The organism is Pseudomonas sp. 43mfcvi1.1 (genome assembly GCF_900115935.1).
Lineage (GTDB): Bacteria > Pseudomonadota > Gammaproteobacteria > Pseudomonadales > Pseudomonadaceae > Aquipseudomonas > Aquipseudomonas bijieensis.
This window is the reverse complement of the sequence record NZ_UETT01000005.1, coordinates 1-17,149: the sequence shown is the minus strand read 5'-3', so window position 1 is coordinate 17,149 and position 17,149 is coordinate 1. Positions and strand designations below refer to the sequence as shown.

The window sequence follows — 17,149 nt, the reverse complement described above, 5'->3', positions numbered from 1 at the left end:
CTCGCGATAGCAATGCACCAGCCACCCCAGACCCGGACAGGATCACATCGCCCATGCACTTCGACCTCACCGATCTGCGCCTCTACCTGAACATCCTCGACACCGGCAACATCACCGCCGGTGCGGTCCGCAGCCATTTGTCCCTGGCCGCGGCCAGTGCGCGAGTCCGTGCCATGGAAGCCTCCGTGGGCATCGACCTGCTTGAACGCGGACGGCGAGGTGTAACCCCCACTCCGGCCGGCAAGGCCCTGGCCGAGCACGCCCGGGTCCTGCTGCAACAGGCCGAACGCCTGCAACAGGACATGGCCGAATATGCCAAGGGCGTCAAAGGCCGGGTGCGGCTGCTGTGCAACACCAGCGCCATGACCGAGTACCTGCCCGAACTGCTGGCCGGTTTCCTCTGCACCCATCCCAACCTCGACATCGACCTGCAGGAACTGCCCAGCTCACGAATCACTCATGCCCTGCGCCAGGGCGCGGCGGACCTGGGCATCGTTTCCGACGCCGTGGACACCGATGGCCTTCAGGCCTGGCCGTTTCGCGACGATCCGCTGGTATTGATCCTACCGACCGGGCACCCGCTGGCTGACGGGCGAGCCGTACGGTTCAGCGAGACCCTCAGCCACGACTATGTCGGCCTGAACGCATCCAGTGCCTTGGCGATTTACCTGGAAGAGCAGGCGCTGCACATCGGCTCGCGCATGCAAATCCGTATTCGCGCCGATGGTTTCGACGGGATGATTCGCATGGTGGCCCATGGTGCAGGCGTAGCCATCGTGCCGAAGGCGGCCGTCGAACGGCGCCCGCCCGAACCTTCGTATCAATGTGTGTCGCTGCAAGAGTCCTGGACCCATCGGGCGTTGCTGTTATGCGCCCGCAACTTCGAAGGTTTGCCGGCCTACGCCAGGGCCCTGGCCCGGCATCTTGCCGACTGATGCGCGCTTCTGGATAGGCCGGTGTCGACCACAGGCATCTCCTCGCTCATGTCGCGCGGTAGGGTGCTGTTCTCTTCTGCCCCCTTTCGGAGCTCACATGACCGCACCCATCACCGTCCTGCGCGACACCCATCCACTGCCCGTCCTCGATGCCTGCAAATGGGAAAAACTCGAAGGCGACCCGCATACCGTCAACCTCAACGCCTACACCAGCGAAGACGGCAGCAAGATCATGGGCACCTGGATCTGCACACCCGGCAAATGGTATGTGGAGTATGTGAAATGGGAGTACTGCCATTTCCAGGAAGGCTACTGCATCATCACCCCGGAAGGCATGGAGCCGATCCATCTGCGGGCCGGTGATATCTTCGTCATCGAGCCAGGCATGAAAGGCACGTGGGAAGTGGTCGAGACCGTGCGCAAATATTTCGTGTTTGCCTGAAGCAAAAAACCGAGAGACCACCCGACATGGTCTCTCGGAAAACAACCTAGATTGCACAACCTCTGTAGCGAGGAAGTCATCTGTGGGAGCAAGGCTTGCCCGCGATGCAGGCACCTCGTTACCTCAGAGACAGCATCGCCTGTAATCGCGGGCAAGCCTTGCTCCCACAATTCCCCTCGCCATAAAAGCTCGTCGATATCGTCGCGCTTATTGCGGCTTGCGATAGCTGTTAACAATCGCCGAAAAGTCCTTGCCGCCCTCGCCCCGCTGGCTCATCGCCTGATACAACTGCTGCGCCACCGCCCCCAGCACCACCGGCTGATGGGCCTGCCGCGCGGCTTCGGTCGCCAGGCCCAGGTCCTTGAGCATCAGGTCGGCGCCAAAGCCACCCGTGTAGCCACGGGACGCCGGTGCTGTTTCGATTACGCCGGGCCATGGGTTGTAGGTGTCCGAACTCCAGCAACGGCCCGTTGAACTGTTGATGATGCCGGCCAGCACCTGGGTGTCGATCCCCAAGGCATCGCCCAGGGCCATGGCTTCGCTGACGCCGACCATGGAAATCCCCAGCAGCAGGTTGTTGCAGATCTTGGCGATCTGCCCGGTGCCCACTTCACCGCAGTGCACGATGTTACGGCCCATTTGCGCCAGCACCGGTTGCAAGGTGGCGAACAGCTCAGCCGTGGCGCCAACCATGAACGTCAACGTGCCCGCCGCCGCACCGCCGGTGCCGCCGGAGACTGGCGCATCGGCCATCGCCACCCCTTGCTTCGCAGCGGCAGCCGCCACGTCGCGGGCGGTTTGCGGATCGATGGTGCTGCAATCCACAGCCGGCGTACCGGCGGCAATGCCGGCCAGCACGCCGTCCTCACCCAGCCAGACACTGCGCACATGGGCAGCGGCCGGCAACATGGTGATCACCAACCCGGCGCCCTGGGCCGCATCCCGCGGCGATGCGCTGATCGTGCCGCCCAGCGCCGCCAGCTCGGCCAATACCGTCTGGTTCAGGTCGAACAGATTCAACGAATGGCCAGCCTTGAGCAGGTTGCGCGCCATGGGCGCGCCCATGTTGCCCAGGCCGATAAATGCGATCTTCATGTCCGGCTCCTTAACGCAGGTTGATGGTGGTGTTCACACCGTCATTGACGCTGTCATCATCGAACCAGCGCGCGGTCACGGTCTTGGTTTGAGTGTAGAACTGCACCACCTGTTTGCCGTACGGACCGAGGTCGCCGAGTTTCGAACCGCGGGAACCGGTGAAGCTGAAAAACGGCACGGGTACCGGGATCGGGATGTTGATGCCCACCTGGCCGACGTCGATTTCGCTCTGGAACTTGCGCGCCGCCGCGCCACTCTGGGTGAACAGGCCAGTGCCGTTGCCAAACGGGTTGGCATTGACCAGGGCAATCGCCTGGTCCAGGGTGTCGACTTCCAGCACCACCAGCACCGGGCCGAAGATTTCTTCGGTGTAGATGCGCATGTCGGTAGTCACGCCGGAAAACAGGGTCGGGCCGACGAAGTTGCCTTGCTCGAAGCCCGGCACGCTGACGCCACGGCCATCGAGCTCCAGCTTCGCACCTTGCTGCACGCCACTCTCGATCAACTCGAGAATCCGCGCCTTGGCCCGCTTGGAAATCACCGGGCCGACGTCCGTGCCCGGCTCGCTGCCGGCATTGACCTCGAGCTTCTGTGCCAGGGCCTTGAGCTCCGGCAGCCACTGCCTGGCCGCGCCCACCATCACCACCACGGAAGTGGCCATGCAACGCTGGCCCGCCGCGCCGAAACCGGCCCCGACCAGAGCGTTGAGGGTCTGTTCACGATTGGCGTCGGGCAGCACCACCGCGTGGTTCTTGGCGCCCATCATCGATTGCACGCGCTTGCCATGGCGACCCGCCAGGTCATACACGTGGGTGCCGACCGCCGTCGAGCCGACGAAGGAAACCGCCTTGATGTCCTTGTGGGTGCAAAGCGCATCCACCACGTCCTTGCCACCGTGCACCACGTTGAGCACACCGGCTGGTACGCCGGCCTCGATGGCCAGTTCCACCAGCAGAATGGTCGACAATGGGTCCTGTTCCGAGGGCTTGAGCACGAAGGTGTTGCCGCAGGCGATGGCCATCGGGAACATCCACAGCGGAATCATCGCCGGGAAATTGAACGGGGTAATGCCCGCACACACACCGATCGGCTGGCGCAGCGTGTAGGTGTCGACGCCACCGGCAACGTTCTCGGCGAACTCACCCATCTGCAGGGTGCCGATGGAGCAGGCGTGCTCGACCACTTCCAGGCCACGGAAAATATCACCCTCCGCGTCCGCGATGGTCTTGCCCTGCTCGGCGCTCAGTACGGCGGCGATGCGCTTGGAATGCTCGCGGATCAACGCCTGGAGCTTGAGCATGATGCGCATCCGCGCGCCGATGGGGGTCAGTTTCCAGGTCTGGAAAGCACGCTGGGCAGCGGCAATGGCGGCATCGACTTCCGAGGCTGTGGCGAACGGAACCTTTGCCAGCACTTGCTGGGTAGCCGGGTTGACGATGTCGTGCCATTCGCTGGATTGGGACTCGACCCACTCGCCATCGATCAGCAGTCTGACGGTTTGCAGGGTGGTGTCGCTGGGCGTAAGGGAAATGTTCATGCTGGCCTCCGGGATTGTTCTTATAGAGAGCGCTGGTTCAGCAAAGACCAAGATGCAGGAGCACGTTGGTGATGAGACGGTTTTTGGAGTATAGATGTGCAAACTTCTAATAAGAATGCACATAAAAGCCGGTCCATCATGCAAAAAAACATCACCTCCCTGGGGTCGCTGAATTGGGACGACCTCAAGTTCTTCCTCGAAGTGGCCCGCACCCGCAAGGCCAGCACGGCGGCCAAGCGCCTGGCCGTCGACTACACCACGGTGTCGCGCCGCATCAGTTCGCTGGAGGCTTCGTTGGGCACGTTGCTGTTCGAAAAGTCCCGGACCAACGGCTTTGTCCTGACCGCCGAAGGCCAGCGCCTGCTGGGTTACGCCGAATCGATCGAGAGCACCCTGCACATGGCCTGCGAACAGGTTTCAGGATCGGGGGTCGCGCTGTCCGGCCACGTGCGCATGGGTTGCACCGAAGGCTTCGGCAGCTTCTTCATCACCCCGCAACTGAGCCACTTCGTCGACGCCTACCCGGCCATTTCAGTAGACATCCTGCCGCTGCCGCACTTCATCAGCCTGTCCAAGCGCGAGGCCGACATCGTCATCGCCCTCGAACGCCCCGAACATGGCCCATACGTGTGCTGCAAACTATGTGACTACCGGCTGCAGCTCTATGCCACCCAGCCATACCTGGACAACCACCCGCCCATCCAGCGCCCGGCCGACCTGGGCCAGCACTCATTCATCAGCTACGTAGACGACCTGGCGTTCAGTTCCGAGCTGCTCTACCTGGCCAACGTCCTGCCCGGCGCCCACGCCCACCTGCGCAGCACCAGCGTGATCGCGCAATTCGTCGCAGCCCAGCAAGGCCGCTCGCTGGCGATCCTGCCGTGCTTCCTCGCCGCCCAGGATCCACGGCTGCTGCCAGTGTTGCCGGAGGAAATCACCGTCACCCGGCAGTTCTGGATGTATTGCCGGGAGGACTTGAGGAAGCTCAAGCGGATTACGTTGTTGTGGGATTACATTCGCGAGGTGACTGAACAGAATCAGCCACTGCTGATGGGCGAAAGCCGGGAGATGGTGTTCGCCGATTAATCGGCGATGACCACGATGGCGACGCGGCGGTTTTCGGTGCGGCCGCTGGCAGTGTCGTTGGAGGCGACGGGTTTGCTGCTGCCCAGGCCGCGCAGTTGGACGTTTTCTTCGCGCATGCCAACGCCGGTCAGCACCTTGCCGACGCTGGCGGCCCGGCGCATCGACAGTTGTTCGTTGTAGGCCTGGGAGCCCGACGCATCGGTATGGCCATCGACGCGTACCCGTTGGATTCCCGCACCCAGCAGCGCCTTGCCAATGCGCTCGACGATTTCGGTGCTGGCCGGGTTGAGATTTTCCACATCGCTGCCAAACAACACCTTGCCCGACAGACCAAAGGCCCAGCCATCGTCAGTCAATTCGAAGCCTTGCTGTTTGAGCACAGTAATCTGCGCCGGCGTCAGGCCTTTCTGCGGTGCCGTCTGGCAACCGCCCAGTGCCAGGAGGGCGAGCAAGAAAAGCGCCGCGAACCAGCGCAGGAAAAATTGAGGGTATGAACGCACGAGTCAGCTCCTGGTGTGAAGATCAGCGACGGGATGATCCGAGCCCGCCGTATGTTGTCCGCCTCGGGCGAGGCGTTTGGCTTGGTACATCGCCGCATCGGCGGCGTGGAGCAAGGTACCCGGGGTGGCACCATGATCGGGATAAACGGCAATGCCGATACTGAGGGAGGTCAGCACTGAAGCATTACCGGGCAATTGAATCGGCATTTCCATGCTGGCGATGATCTTTTCAGCGATCAGCTCGGCGTCCTCGGCCTTGTGCAAGGGCGCCAGCAACACGGCGAATTCGTCGCCCCCCAGGCGCGCGACCAAGTCGTCTTCACGCAACTGTGCCCGGACTCGGGTCGCCACGGCCGTCAACACCGCGTCACCGGCGGCGTGACCGAAGTTGTCATTGATCCCCTTGAACCGGTCGCTGTCCAGGTAAAGCACGGCCACTTGCTCGTTGAGCTTGCTGGCATTGCGCAAGGCGCGAATCAGCCGGCCCTCGAAAAACGCCCGGTTCGGCAAGCCGGTCAAGCTGTCGTGACTGGCCTGGTGGGCCAGGCTTTCATTTTCACTTTGCAGGTGGGTCTGCCAGGACTCCAGTTCATCGAGCAGGGCGTTGAAGTCATTGGCCAGGTTATCCAGTTCGGCGATCGCGGCCGGCGGCACGCGCCGTTCCAGGGCTCGCTCGCTGCGTGCCGCGTGGGCCACCTCGGCCAGGCTGCGCAGCGGCCCGGTGATCGCACGCAACTGGCGCCGCGCCAGATAAAGCGCCACCCAGGCACTCACCGCCGTGCACAGGATGATCCCCGCCAGGCCACTGAGCAAAAAACGCAACAGGCTGCCGCCATGGCCGGCCAACACGATGCGACCTATGCTCTGCCCTTGGTGGACGATCGGCAGGCTGATGGGCTTTTCCAGGAATGCCTTGGCAATGTGCACTTCCAGTTCCGACAACAAGCCGGTTTCCGGTCGTTGCCAGCGCGCCAACAGACGGCCATGTTCATTGAACACCTGGGCATCGGCGACTTCTTCGGTGGTAGCGATCAAGGCCAGAGCTTCGGTGGCCGCGGCCGGGTCATCGAAGACCACGGCGGCTTCCACGGTGTAGTTGATCGAACGGGCGATCAGGTGCAGGTTGTGATCGGCATAGACCCGCAACGCCAGCAGGCCGAGCAAAGTCAGGGAAACACTGGCCATGGTAATGGCCACCAAGGCGACGATCAGATGACCGCGACCGATGACCGAACCCAGGGTGGGACGGACCTTTGGTTTGCGCTGTTTCATGGCGCTGCGGGCCTGCGGCGGGAAAGCTGCAGCACACTCGGATGGATGCGCACGCCACTGCGTGCCACCGAGTCGAGGTTGACCTCGAAAGACACTTGTTCATCGCCGACCCGTAGACAGAACAGGCTCCCCACTGTGCACTGGTCGCCGCCTTCGCTGATGCTCAGCACCGGCTTGCCGATCAAGGACGCAAACAGACGGGTGTGTTCATCGTTGGTCAGCCGGCCGATGTAGACCGCGTTGCACTCAGTGGCGATATCGGGATGATCGGCCAGCAGCCGCTGCACAGTCACCGGCCGCCCCGTGGCCTGGGTAGTGCCCTTGACCAGATCGTCGGTGTATTGGGTGGGTCCGACAATGCACAGTTGCAGCTGGGTTGGCTCCACAGGCCAACGGGCGTAGCTGAGGATTCCCAACACAACCTGGGTCACCGCTTCGGCCCGCTGCTCGGCCTGGGTCGTGGTTGCCTGTTCCTGGGTAAGTGCGACAGGCGACAGCAGACACAAAAGGCCGGCAAGCAGAAAATGCCCCCAGCCCTTGCTGCGCACTGCCTCCCGTACAGGCACCTTCATGGAAAGTCTCTTGATCCAAGCGATAAGTGCCGGAACGATAGCACAGTGCCAAAAAGCCAGCGAGACAGCGTGTTACGTAGACTTCGGAACGGTACAGGCGAAATTGCGACGGGGGCATGAATCAATAAAAGCTGATGGTTCAGTCAGCCTGCTCCAGCTCCAGCATCAACCCGCTCAAACGCTTGACCTTGCGCCGGACCGCCTCCTCGAATACACCCGCTCGCGGCTCTATCAGACTGAACCATTGCTTGCCCCGAGTAATGGCGGTGTACACCAGTTCCTTGGTCAATACCGGGTTCAGCGCGTCCGGGAGAATCAGCGCAGTATGGGTGAATTCCGAGCCCTGGGATTTGTGCACCGTCATGGCATACACGGTTTCCACATCATTCAGGCGGCTGGGCAGGACGAAACGCACACCGCCCTGGCCGTCGTTGCGCGGGAACGCGACCCGCAAGACCTGTTTGCCGGCATCGGGGCCGTCACGCTCGGGCAACTTGAGGGCAATACCGATATCGCCGTTCATCAATCCCAGCCCATAGTCGTTACGGGTCATCAGCACCGGGCGTCCTTCGTACCACTGGTGATCGCTATCGATAAGACGGGCCTTGAGCAATGCGGCGGTAATGCGCTGGTTCAGTCCTTCGACGCCCCACGGGCCTTTACGCACCGCGCAGAGCAATTGGAATTCGTCGAAAGCCGCCAGGACTTCCCGGGCCCAATCGGCCCAGCAACTGTCTTCCAGCGGGCGAGAATTCGCCGGGCGTCGCTGCCGTAGCAGGCTCAGGTAATGCCGATAGCCTTGCGGCCCTTCTGGCCGGCCTCCGAGCAACAGATTTTCCAGCTTCGCGTCGTGTTCGCCCGTTAACGCCAGGGAAAACAGATCGGCATGCTGCCCCTGCTTGAGCAACTGACGGGCCTTTTCAGGCTGCTGCTGATTGACCCAGCGAGCCAGTTGGCCGATCCCGCTGCCTTCGCCGAAGCGCCGGGAATGCCTGAGCATGACCACTTGCTGTGCCAGGGGATGAGTGCCATCAAGATCCTGCTGCAGGTCACTGGTCGCCAGGTTTTCACCACTGACCGACTCAAGCCAGGCTCGGGTCTGGAGGCTGTACCAGCCGTCCTCGGCGTCTCGACACAAATCCCCCAGCACCGCACCGGCCTCCACAGAGGCCAACTGGTCCTTGTCCCCCAGCAACACCAACCGTGCGTGGGCCGGCAATGCATCCAGCAGATTGGCCATCATCTCCAGGTCGATCATCGACGCCTCATCGACCACCAGCACATCCAATGGCAACCGATTGCCCGCATGGTGGCGAAAATGTCGGGTACCAGGCCGACTGCCCAACAAACGATGGACCGTCGTCACATCACAAGGAATCCGTTCGCGCACAACGTCGTCCACATCCAGGGTCCGGACCTGCTGGCTGATGGACTCGGTCAGGCGTGCCGCCGCCTTGCCAGTCGGCGCGGCCAGGCGAATCCGCAGCGGCTTCCCGGCCTCGACGGCCGGTGCCTGCAGCAGCGCCAGCAGACGCACCACGGTAGTGGTCTTGCCGGTGCCCGGGCCACCAGTCACGATGCTGAAGGCCCCACGGGTTGCCAGCGCGCAGGCCAGTTTCTGCCAATCGATCGGACCATTGGCATTGGCCGCTCCGAACAGCCCGTCCAAACGCTCGCGCAGGTCACCGGGCGCCGCTTCATTTTCGCTAAGCCGCTGGCGCAACGCCTCATCGATCCGCCGCTCATAACCCCAGTAACGACGTAGATAAAGACGTTTTCCGGACAGCACCAATGGCCGCTGCTGCGCCTCTTCGCTCCCATCCGCAGCCAGGGCCACCAGCCGGCTGGAGGCCAAGGCCTTGCACCAATGGGCGCCGTCCAGGGTCTGCAATATTTGCGATGGCAACAGCATCACGCCAGTCTGCAGGTCACCCTCGGGGGGCAGCGACAGGGCGAAGTCCGGCTCCTTGAGGGTTTCGAACACGTCCAGGCAAACATGCCCGTGGCCCAGTTGATGACTGGTCAGCGCAGCGGCGAGCAGGACCAATGGATCATCGTCAGGCGCCAGCTCATGGAGGAACGCCACGAACGCCTTGTCCAGGGCACGCAACCAGCCGCGCTCGACCCAGCGCGTCAGTAACAACAGCAGGTCGTCTGCACGGCTCAAGGGCGCCAGCGCCACCAGGCTCTCGTCGTCGGACGACTTGGGGAGCAAGTCGGCAAAAGAACGACTCATAGCAATTCCCCCTGTACCCACGCCGGCTCGGCCTTGGGTTCGGGCGCGCCCTGGAACAGGCGATCCAGTTGTTCGATCAATGCCCGTGGCGGCTTGGTGAAATACACACCCTGGCTGGATGAGCGGGTACCGCGAAGGAACAGGTACAACGCGCCGCCGACATGCCGGTCGTAGTCGTAATCGGGAAGCCGGGCCTTGAGCTGGCGATGCAGGGCCAACAGGTACAGCACGTATTGCAGGTCGTAGCGATGGTCCAGGATCGACTGTTCCATAGCCTGTACGGTGTAGGCCATGTCATCGACACCCAGCCAGTTGGATTTGTAATCGGCCACGTAATACCGACCGTCGTGCTCGAACGTCAAATCGATGAAGCCCTTGAACATGCCATTGAGCAACACCGGTTCCGCAGCGACGCGAGCCACACCGCCATGGGTGAACCGGCAAACCAACTGATCAAGCTTTTGCACATCGACCTTGTGGCTGGCGAACCAGAACTCCATCTCGACCTGGAACCGGGTCAGCTGTTCGAGCACCACTGGCGCCTGGTCATTGCCGACGTGCATGGGCATTTTGATCAAGTGCTGCAGCCAGTCACTCAACGTCGGGATCCAGCCTTTCCAGCCTCGGCGATTACAGCGTCGGGCGATGGCATCCTCGATATCCGCTGGCTCAGATGCAAAACCCTCCCCAGCGGCCCACTCCAGCAAGCCATGCAGGAAAGTGCCGGGGTTAGGACCACGGGGAAAGCGATGGATGTCGCCCCCCACGGCGAGGGCTTCCCTGGGCGCGTCCGGGTCCAGTCGTTCATCGTCGAACAGCTTCTGGGCCTGCGGACTCTCTGGCGCGGTATCGCTGCCTTCGCTCAGGCTTTCGCCGATGCGCAAGGCACTGTAGGAGGCGATCCACCAGTTTTCGCTGGCTTTTCGCAAGGGCACCAAGGGCTCGCGCAACACTGCTTCGTTGCGCGGCGGCCGATAGTGCTCGTCGGTGGCTGCGGGCATTGGCTGGCAACTTACCGCGACGCAACCTTGTTGCAGGTCGGCCAACCAACGCCCCAGTTCCATCGACTCGGCCAACGGCGCACCACCTCCCAACAGATAACCCAGCGCGGACACATGCAGGATCGAGCGGTTGTTGCTGCCCCGCTTGAGATCCGCGACACCTAGCCAGCAGGCATGCTGTGCGCGAGTCAGGGCCACATAGAGAAGCCGCAGATCCTCGGCCAGACGCTCGTCATCGGCCTTGGCGATCAATTCGGCGGTGGGCTTGAGACTGATCTGCGCCTTGCCGGTCTCATCGTGGTAATGCAACGGCAATCGGCTGCCGTCCACCGGTTTCGTCGAACAGATGAAAGGCAAAAAGACCAACGGATACTCAAGCCCCTTGGACTTGTGGATCGTGACCACCTTGACCAGTTGCTCATCGCTTTCCAGGCGCAGGATCTGCTCTTCTCCCGCCTGTCCGGACAAGGCCAGGTGCTCGGACAAATGCCGGATCAAGGCTTGCTCGCCATCCAATTCACCGGCGGCCTGCTGCAACAGTTCGCAAAGGTGCAGCAAGTTGGTCAGCACCCGCTCGCCATCACTGCGCGCCATCAGGGCCTGGGGCAGCTCAAAGTCATGCAACAGGCGCCGCAACATGGGCAGCACGCCCTGGCTGCGCCAGACCGTACGATAACCGCGGAACTGCATGACCCGGGCTTCCCAGGCCAGCTCATCCTGATTGAGACGCTCCAGTTCCGTCAGCGAGAGGTTCAACGTGATGCTGGCCAGGGCTGCCCGGAGCGGTCGTTCGGCATCCGGTTCAGCGCAGGCCCTGAGCCAGATCAGCAGATCCCGCGCTTCCTGCGAGGCAAAGACCGAATCCTTGTCGGACAGATAGACACTGCGTACGCCCCGCGCGGACAACTCGTCTCGCACGGCCTGCGCTTCTTTCCCATCGCGCACCAGGATGGCGATATCCGCCGGGCGCAAACCTCGCAGCGTTTCTCCATCGACCGTAAAGCCGTCGCGTCCCGACTGGCCGCCGTTGAGCAACGTCGTGATCTCACTGGCGCAGGCGGCCGCCATCGACTGTCGATACACCGCACCGGAAAGCGGCTGGTCCGACGACAGGTGCCAGATGTTCAGTGCCGCCACCGCCTGTCCCGCAATCTGCAAGGTCTCCTTGCGCCCCTGGGATTCAACGGACAGGAACGGCACCGGGTTCTCGCCCGAAGGTTCACGGAACAGGAAGGCCCCGCGCCCCTTTGGACGGGACTCGGCATTCTGGAAAATATGGTTTACCGCACCCACCATGGCGTGGCTGGAACGGAAATTCCTGCCCAGCGTATGCAGCCTGCCAGCAGTGGCTTCGCGAGCGCGCAGGTAGGTGTAGATGTCGGCACCGCGAAAAGCGTAGATCGCCTGCTTCGGATCGCCGATCAGGAACAGCCCGGTCTCCGGGTCATTGTCTTCGATGCGGTAGATGCTTTCGAAGATCCGGTACTGAACCGGGTCGGTGTCCTGGAACTCATCGATCAGCGCCACCGGAAACTGCTCGCGGATCAGGCTCGCCAGACGCTCGCCACCGTCGGCCTGCAGAGCCGTGTCGAGGCGCAGGAGCATGTCATCGAAGCCCATCTCGGCGCGGCGCCGTTTCTCGGCCTCGAAGCGCGCCCCGACCCATTGCGCGGCATGCTGCAACACCGCGGCATCCGGCGTGGGCAACGCCTCCAGGCTGGCCTTGAGACCGGCCATGGCGTCCAGCCCGGGATGATTGGGCACTTCACCTTTCCAGGCTTCGGCCATGCCCTCGGGGGTCAGCCGTGTGAACCCGGTGCCGATATCCAGCAGTTCAAGGCTTTCGTCATCCACCCAGGCAGTGATCTTCTGAAACCACGGTTCGAAGTAACGCGCCTGCATCTTGCGCCCATCGACAGACTTGCTGGCGACGCCTTGCTGGCAGATCTCCAGCAGTTCCACCGCCCATTGCCGCCACGGCGCCTTGAGATCAAGCAAGGCGGCACTACGTTCCTGCAGGGAGGCAGCGATGAGTTCGGCAGGCTCAAGCTCGTCAGCGTCGCCACGCTCGCTGGAAAACAACCCCCTCACCCGTGGCAACAGCGCCGCCGGCCCGCCCCAATGGGTACGCACCCAGTTCAGCGCCTCGCCTTGCATCGAATAGCAGAACAGCCGCCAATAATCGCGCAACACCTCGCCCAGTAACTCGCTGTGATCGGTTTCCAAGGTCTGGGTGAACAGGCTACCGCTGTCGAAGGCATGCTCACGCAACATGCGCTGGCACCAACTGTGGATGGTCGAGACAGCGGCCTCGTCCATCCATTGCGCGGCGATATCCAACCGATTCGCACAACCGGGCCATTGCCCTGCATCGAATTCGTCACGCAGCTCGGCGATCAGCGAATCCGGGGCTGGAATTTCTTCACGAAAGTAACGTGCAGCTTCGGCCAGACGGGTGCGAATTCGTTCACGCAGCTCTTTGGTGGCGGCGTCCGTAAAGGTCACGACCAGGATTTGCGGTGGAAGCAGCTCGCGGCCAAAACCGGCCGCCGAACCGCCATGCCCCAGTACCAGTCGCAAGTACAGCGCCGAGATGGTAAAGGTCTTGCCGGTCCCGGCGCTGGCCTCGATCAGTTGGCTGCCTCGTAGCGGGAACGCCAGTGCCAATGGTGTCTGCCGGCTCATGAACGGGCCTCCTCGCCGACCAAAGAACGCCATGGAGCTTCGAGCAAGGGTCGGTAAAGCGCATCGCACCAATCGGGGAATGTTTCGTCAGCCATCAAGGCATCGAAATCAGGAAACTGTCGAGCCAGGGCCGGACTTTCCCGCCGCTCGCCTTCAAACGTCTGGCCATCGCCTTCATAGGCTTTGCGAGCCGCCGCTCCGGCCTTGACCGGATCACTCTGGCCGAGCCAGGCGAAAGCCGTCTTCACTGCGATCGGTAGCGGCTGGCGCATACCGGCCTGCCAGGCCTGCAGCATGTCGCCCAACAACTTTTGTGCGACAGGCTCTTCAAAAGGTGCCAGCAGCAAGCTGTCATCACTGGCCACCAGCGCCGTCGTCAACGACAAGCCGTTAGCGCAGGCCACGAGATGATTGACCCAGGGTCGTATCAGGCGATGCCATTTACGGGTCTTGGTAGAACCGATGCTGTTGGGTATGGCGGTGATGGCGAGGACCGCACCGTCGGAGCGTTGGTGCAAGCCGCTGAGCCAACCTTCGACATTCACGCCCTGCAATTGCAGGCTGACTGGCACAGCGCTGGCCGAGGGTGTCGGCCATAACGCCAAAAGCTGCTGGTAACGTTGGAGCAGATCCGGCAAGGGCTCGATCAACTCGCGTTGCAGGCACTCACCAAAACCGGCCATAGGCAACAAGCCACTGTTCTGCAGCCTTTGGGCGTGGGCGGTGAGGGCAAGATCCGGCTGGTCCAGGCGTACCAGGGCCGCTTCAAGCAAGCTGTCACTCAGGCTGTAGCGTTGCAGCGCATCGAGCACAAAAGGTTCGTCATCGGCCAGAGGCGCTTCGATGGCCTCGAAGAACACCTTCAGTCGCTGACTGAAGAAATGGCGGACTGGATTGCGCAGGAAATCCTGCAACTGTCCGAGGCCCAAAGGTTCTTCCTGAACGTAGGGTTCCAGCACCTGGTTCTTGTCGGTGTGATCGCAAGCGTCATGGAGCATCCGCCATTCGCTGGCGTAACTGAACAGCTCATCGCCTTGATGGAAATAACGCGCACTGAACGGTTGCAGCGGGTGCTGCTGGGTCAGGGCATCGAGAAGACTCTTACTGTCATCTGCCAGCCGCCAACCACTGGCGAGATGGTCCCGAAGTTGGCCAATCAACACCGATGCCGGTCGCTCACTGTTGTCGCGAATGCTGCGCCCAACCCAACTGATATACAGTTTTTCCCGGGCCGAAAGCAGGGCCTCCAGCAACAGATAACGATCATCTTCGCGCCGGGAACGATCGCCCGGGCGATAATCGCCGCCCATCAGATCGAAATCCAGGGGTGGCTGGGCGCGTGGGTAATCCCCATCATTCATCCCCAGCAAGCACACCAGTTTGAAGGGGATCGCGCGCATCGGCATCAAGGTACAGAAGTTGACTGCCCCGGCCAGGAAACGTTGGGACAGTCGCCCCTGATCCAGCCCGGCCAACCATGCCTCACGCACCACCGTCAGCGGCAATTCATCGTGCAGCCCCACCGACTCACAGGTTTCCAGCCAGGTTTCACGCAAGTCTTCAAGTTGGGCCAGCAGATAGTCGTCATGCTCGTTGCTCGCCTGGAAAAACAACTGCATCAGGTCTTGCAGGCGTGCCCCCCATTGCTGCGGTGAAGCCGGCCGGGTGAGTTCCTGATGGGCGACTTCCAGGGCATCCAGCAAAGCTACCAGGGGACCGATCAACGCCGCATCCAGGCCTCCGATCTCGTCATAGGGCTCAATGCCTTCATAAGCGTTTGAACTGCCGACGGCATACCCCAGCAACATACGACGCAGGCCGAAATGCCAGCTGTTCTGCTCAAGTTCTGCGGGCAGGCCCAACCCGGCACGGTGTTCGGCGCTCATCCCCCAGCGAATGCCTGCCCCTTCGATCCAACGATGCAGAGTCGGCAGGTCGGCCTCATCAATGCCAAACCGTTCGCGCAACGCGGGGACATCCAGCAGATCAAGGATTTCGCTGACCGGGAAACGACTGTCCGGCAGCTTGAGCAAATGCTCGACGGCGATCAACAGCGGATCACGTCCACGTTGGCCCTGGTCGGTCAGCGTGAATGGAATGAAACGAGGGTCGTTCCTGTCGAGCTGGCCGAACACCGCGCGAATGTGCGGCGCATAACTGTCGATGTCCGGGACCATGACGATGATGTCCCGTGGGCGCAGGGTCGGATCCGCGCTGAAGTGGGCCAGCAATTGGTCGTGGAGAATTTCAACTTCACGCTGGGCACCGTGAGCCACATGAAAACGGATCGAGCCGTCCCGCTCCGTATCGACGACAGGCCAGTGTTCCCGGGTTTCGTTCAGGGGGCGTAGCTCCAGGATGTCATCCTGCAACTGGCTGAGAAGGGTCGTGGGGGTCCCATCAGTGAACAGGTCGATTCGCCCATCGCGAAATACAGAGCGATAACTGTTGGGATCATCGTAGCTGTCGAGCAGGTTGATATAGTCGCGTCCCTGTTTGCCCCAGGCAGCCAGTAACGGATGGGCATGTTGATGCAGGGTTTGCGGATCGAGGACGACGGGCATGCCAGCCTTGCGTGCCTGGCGCTTGTATTGATGACGCAGCAAGTCCTTGTCGGCGACAATGTCCGCCCAATGATGACGACATGGGTTATGCACACATAGCAGAACCTGGCTGAACCGGGAAAGACCAGCGAGCGCCTCGAGGACTTGGGCAGGCAATGAAGAAATACCAAACACGATGACCCGCGCGGGGAGGCCTTTTGGAGCGACTTCCAGGCTGTTGATACGTTCGATGTAGCGCTGATGAACACCGGCACGACTTTGCGCCATGCCCTGCTCTCCCACATCAAGCAACAAGGCTCGCCACAGTTCCGCTTGCCAGCAATTTGCCGGCGCGAGCGGTTTGATTTCGCCTCGGACATTTCTTGTCTGGTGTCGCCCCTCAGCCCAATCCTCAAGCCAGTCGGCCCGGTACACCTGGTATTGGTCAAACAGATCGGCAAGACGCTCGGACAGTTGATAACGCTTGCGCAAGTCAGTGTCGTGGGTGAGGAATCGTCGCAGAGGTTCGAAATGAGGCTGCTCGATCAACTGCGGCAGCAGCCGCATCAGGCGCCAGGTTAGCGGGGCCTTATCCAGCAGGGACTTGGCCGGAATTTCATCACGTCCCAGGACTGTTCGATAAAGCTGCCACATGAAACTGCCCGGCAGTTGCACATCAATGGCAGCCGCAATACCGCAGCCGCCTGAATCGTCGTCTTCCGGGTCTTCAGCCAGCGCGAGCTTGAGCCATTGAGCAATGCCGTTGCTCTGTACCAGTGCGATTTCATTTTCAAGGGGGGCCAGCGGATAGCGCCGCATCAAGCTGATCACCAGGCTGCGCAATTCATCAAGGCGATTCCCGTGAACCACCATGAAAGCTGGGCTAAGGGATGTTGCGTCCGGCATGAAAGGCATCCTTGAAAATGCAAAAAGCTAGGGCAGAACCTTAGCACTGTCGGTGGGCTGTGACAGCCGGGAACTGTCCGCGATGCTCGTACGAACTTTCCTGCGGGCAAAACAAAACCCCTACCTGCGTCAGCAGATAGGGGTTTCGGAATTTAATCTTGACGATGACCTACTCTCACATGGGGAAACCCCACACTACCATCGGCGATGCATCGTTTCACTTCTGAGTTCGGGATGGGATCAGGTGGTTCCAATGCTCTATGGTCGTCAAGAAATTCGGTAGCCGGTGCGTGCCTTGCGGTCACGTGCCAGCGAATGGGTATGCGATAGATTTGTGTG

Annotated in this window: 11 protein-coding genes and 1 rRNA gene; 3 read left to right on the top strand and 9 right to left on the bottom strand. The window is 61.6% G+C overall.

What is annotated here, in order from left to right:
* Positions 1-53: 53 nt before the first annotated feature.
* Positions 54-935, top strand: a complete 882-nt coding sequence (locus tag DTP52_RS11005; protein WP_109753406.1) for a LysR substrate-binding domain-containing protein — start codon at positions 54-56, stop codon at positions 933-935.
* Positions 936-1,032: 97 nt separating this feature from the next.
* Positions 1,033-1,377 carry a cupin domain-containing protein gene (locus tag DTP52_RS11000; protein WP_024781087.1) on the top strand — a complete coding sequence of 115 codons (345 nt, stop codon included), beginning with the start codon at positions 1,033-1,035 and terminating at the stop codon, positions 1,375-1,377.
* 207 nt (positions 1,378-1,584) lie between these two features.
* On the opposite strand, the gene mmsB is transcribed toward DTP52_RS11000, so the two are convergent.
* Together mmsB and DTP52_RS10990 are read right to left on the bottom strand one after the other, a co-directional pair.
* Entirely contained in the window at positions 1,585-2,472 is an 888-nt protein-coding gene (mmsB, locus tag DTP52_RS10995) for a 3-hydroxyisobutyrate dehydrogenase (RefSeq protein ID WP_109753405.1), read from the bottom strand.
* A 10-nt stretch (positions 2,473-2,482) separates the two neighbouring features.
* Entirely contained in the window at positions 2,483-4,009 is a 1,527-nt protein-coding gene (locus DTP52_RS10990) for a CoA-acylating methylmalonate-semialdehyde dehydrogenase (RefSeq protein WP_109753404.1), read from the bottom strand.
* Between the two features lie 138 nt (positions 4,010-4,147).
* Between DTP52_RS10990 and DTP52_RS10985 the strand changes: the two genes are divergently transcribed.
* Positions 4,148-5,095 carry a LysR family transcriptional regulator gene (locus DTP52_RS10985; protein ID WP_109753403.1) on the top strand — a complete coding sequence of 316 codons (948 nt, stop codon included), beginning with the start codon at positions 4,148-4,150 and terminating at the stop codon, positions 5,093-5,095.
* Here DTP52_RS10985 and DTP52_RS10980 read toward each other — a convergent pair.
* From DTP52_RS10980 to rrf, 7 genes are all read right to left on the bottom strand, one after another.
* A complete protein-coding gene (locus DTP52_RS10980; RefSeq protein WP_109753402.1) occupies positions 5,092-5,595 on the bottom strand; it encodes an OmpA family protein in 504 nt (167 codons plus the stop codon). The genes DTP52_RS10985 and DTP52_RS10980 overlap by 4 nt on opposite strands.
* A gap of 3 nt (positions 5,596-5,598) precedes the next feature.
* Positions 5,599-6,867 carry a diguanylate cyclase domain-containing protein gene (locus tag DTP52_RS10975; RefSeq protein WP_109753401.1) on the bottom strand — a complete coding sequence of 423 codons (1,269 nt, stop codon included), beginning with the start codon at positions 6,865-6,867 and terminating at the stop codon, positions 5,599-5,601.
* Positions 6,864-7,439, bottom strand: coding sequence for a YfiR family protein (locus tag DTP52_RS10970; RefSeq protein WP_109753400.1), 576 nt, complete (start codon positions 7,437-7,439; stop codon positions 6,864-6,866). The genes DTP52_RS10975 and DTP52_RS10970 overlap by 4 nt, the downstream gene beginning before the upstream one ends.
* A gap of 139 nt (positions 7,440-7,578) precedes the next feature.
* Positions 7,579-9,675 carry an exodeoxyribonuclease V subunit alpha gene (recD, locus tag DTP52_RS10965; protein ID WP_109753399.1) on the bottom strand — a complete coding sequence of 699 codons (2,097 nt, stop codon included), beginning with the start codon at positions 9,673-9,675 and terminating at the stop codon, positions 7,579-7,581.
* Complete coding sequence (recB, locus tag DTP52_RS10960) at positions 9,672-13,361, bottom strand: exodeoxyribonuclease V subunit beta (protein ID WP_109753398.1); 3,690 nt, start codon at positions 13,359-13,361, stop codon at positions 9,672-9,674. Before recB ends, recD begins: the two co-directional genes overlap by 4 nt.
* Positions 13,358-16,810, bottom strand: a complete 3,453-nt coding sequence (gene recC / locus DTP52_RS10955) for an exodeoxyribonuclease V subunit gamma (protein ID WP_109753397.1) — start codon at positions 16,808-16,810, stop codon at positions 13,358-13,360. The genes recB and recC overlap by 4 nt, the downstream gene beginning before the upstream one ends.
* 156 nt (positions 16,811-16,966) lie before the next feature.
* Positions 16,967-17,082: ribosomal RNA gene (gene rrf / locus DTP52_RS10950) — 5S ribosomal RNA — on the bottom strand.
* Between the last annotated feature and the right edge of the window lie 67 nt (positions 17,083-17,149).

Excerpts from the sequence above, each read along its gene's own strand:
- DTP52_RS11005 (WP_109753406.1), top strand. The coding sequence starts at position 54 with ATGCACTTCGACCTCACCGATCTGCGCCTCTACCTGAACATCCTCGAC.
- DTP52_RS11000 (WP_024781087.1), top strand. The coding sequence starts at position 1,033 with ATGACCGCACCCATCACCGTCCTGCGCGACACCCATCCACTGCCCGTC.
- mmsB (WP_109753405.1), bottom strand. The coding sequence starts at position 2,472 with ATGAAGATCGCATTTATCGGCCTGGGCAACATGGGCGCGCCCATGGCG.
- DTP52_RS10990 (WP_109753404.1), bottom strand. The coding sequence starts at position 4,009 with ATGAACATTTCCCTTACGCCCAGCGACACCACCCTGCAAACCGTCAGA.
- DTP52_RS10985 (WP_109753403.1), top strand. The coding sequence starts at position 4,148 with ATGCAAAAAAACATCACCTCCCTGGGGTCGCTGAATTGGGACGACCTC.
- DTP52_RS10975 (WP_109753401.1), bottom strand. The coding sequence starts at position 6,867 with ATGAAACAGCGCAAACCAAAGGTCCGTCCCACCCTGGGTTCGGTCATC.
- DTP52_RS10970 (WP_109753400.1), bottom strand. The coding sequence starts at position 7,439 with ATGAAGGTGCCTGTACGGGAGGCAGTGCGCAGCAAGGGCTGGGGGCAT.
- recD (WP_109753399.1), bottom strand. The coding sequence starts at position 9,675 with ATGAGTCGTTCTTTTGCCGACTTGCTCCCCAAGTCGTCCGACGACGAG.
- recB (WP_109753398.1), bottom strand. The coding sequence starts at position 13,361 with ATGAGCCGGCAGACACCATTGGCACTGGCGTTCCCGCTACGAGGCAGC.
- recC (WP_109753397.1), bottom strand. The coding sequence starts at position 16,810 with ATGCCGGACGCAACATCCCTTAGCCCAGCTTTCATGGTGGTTCACGGG.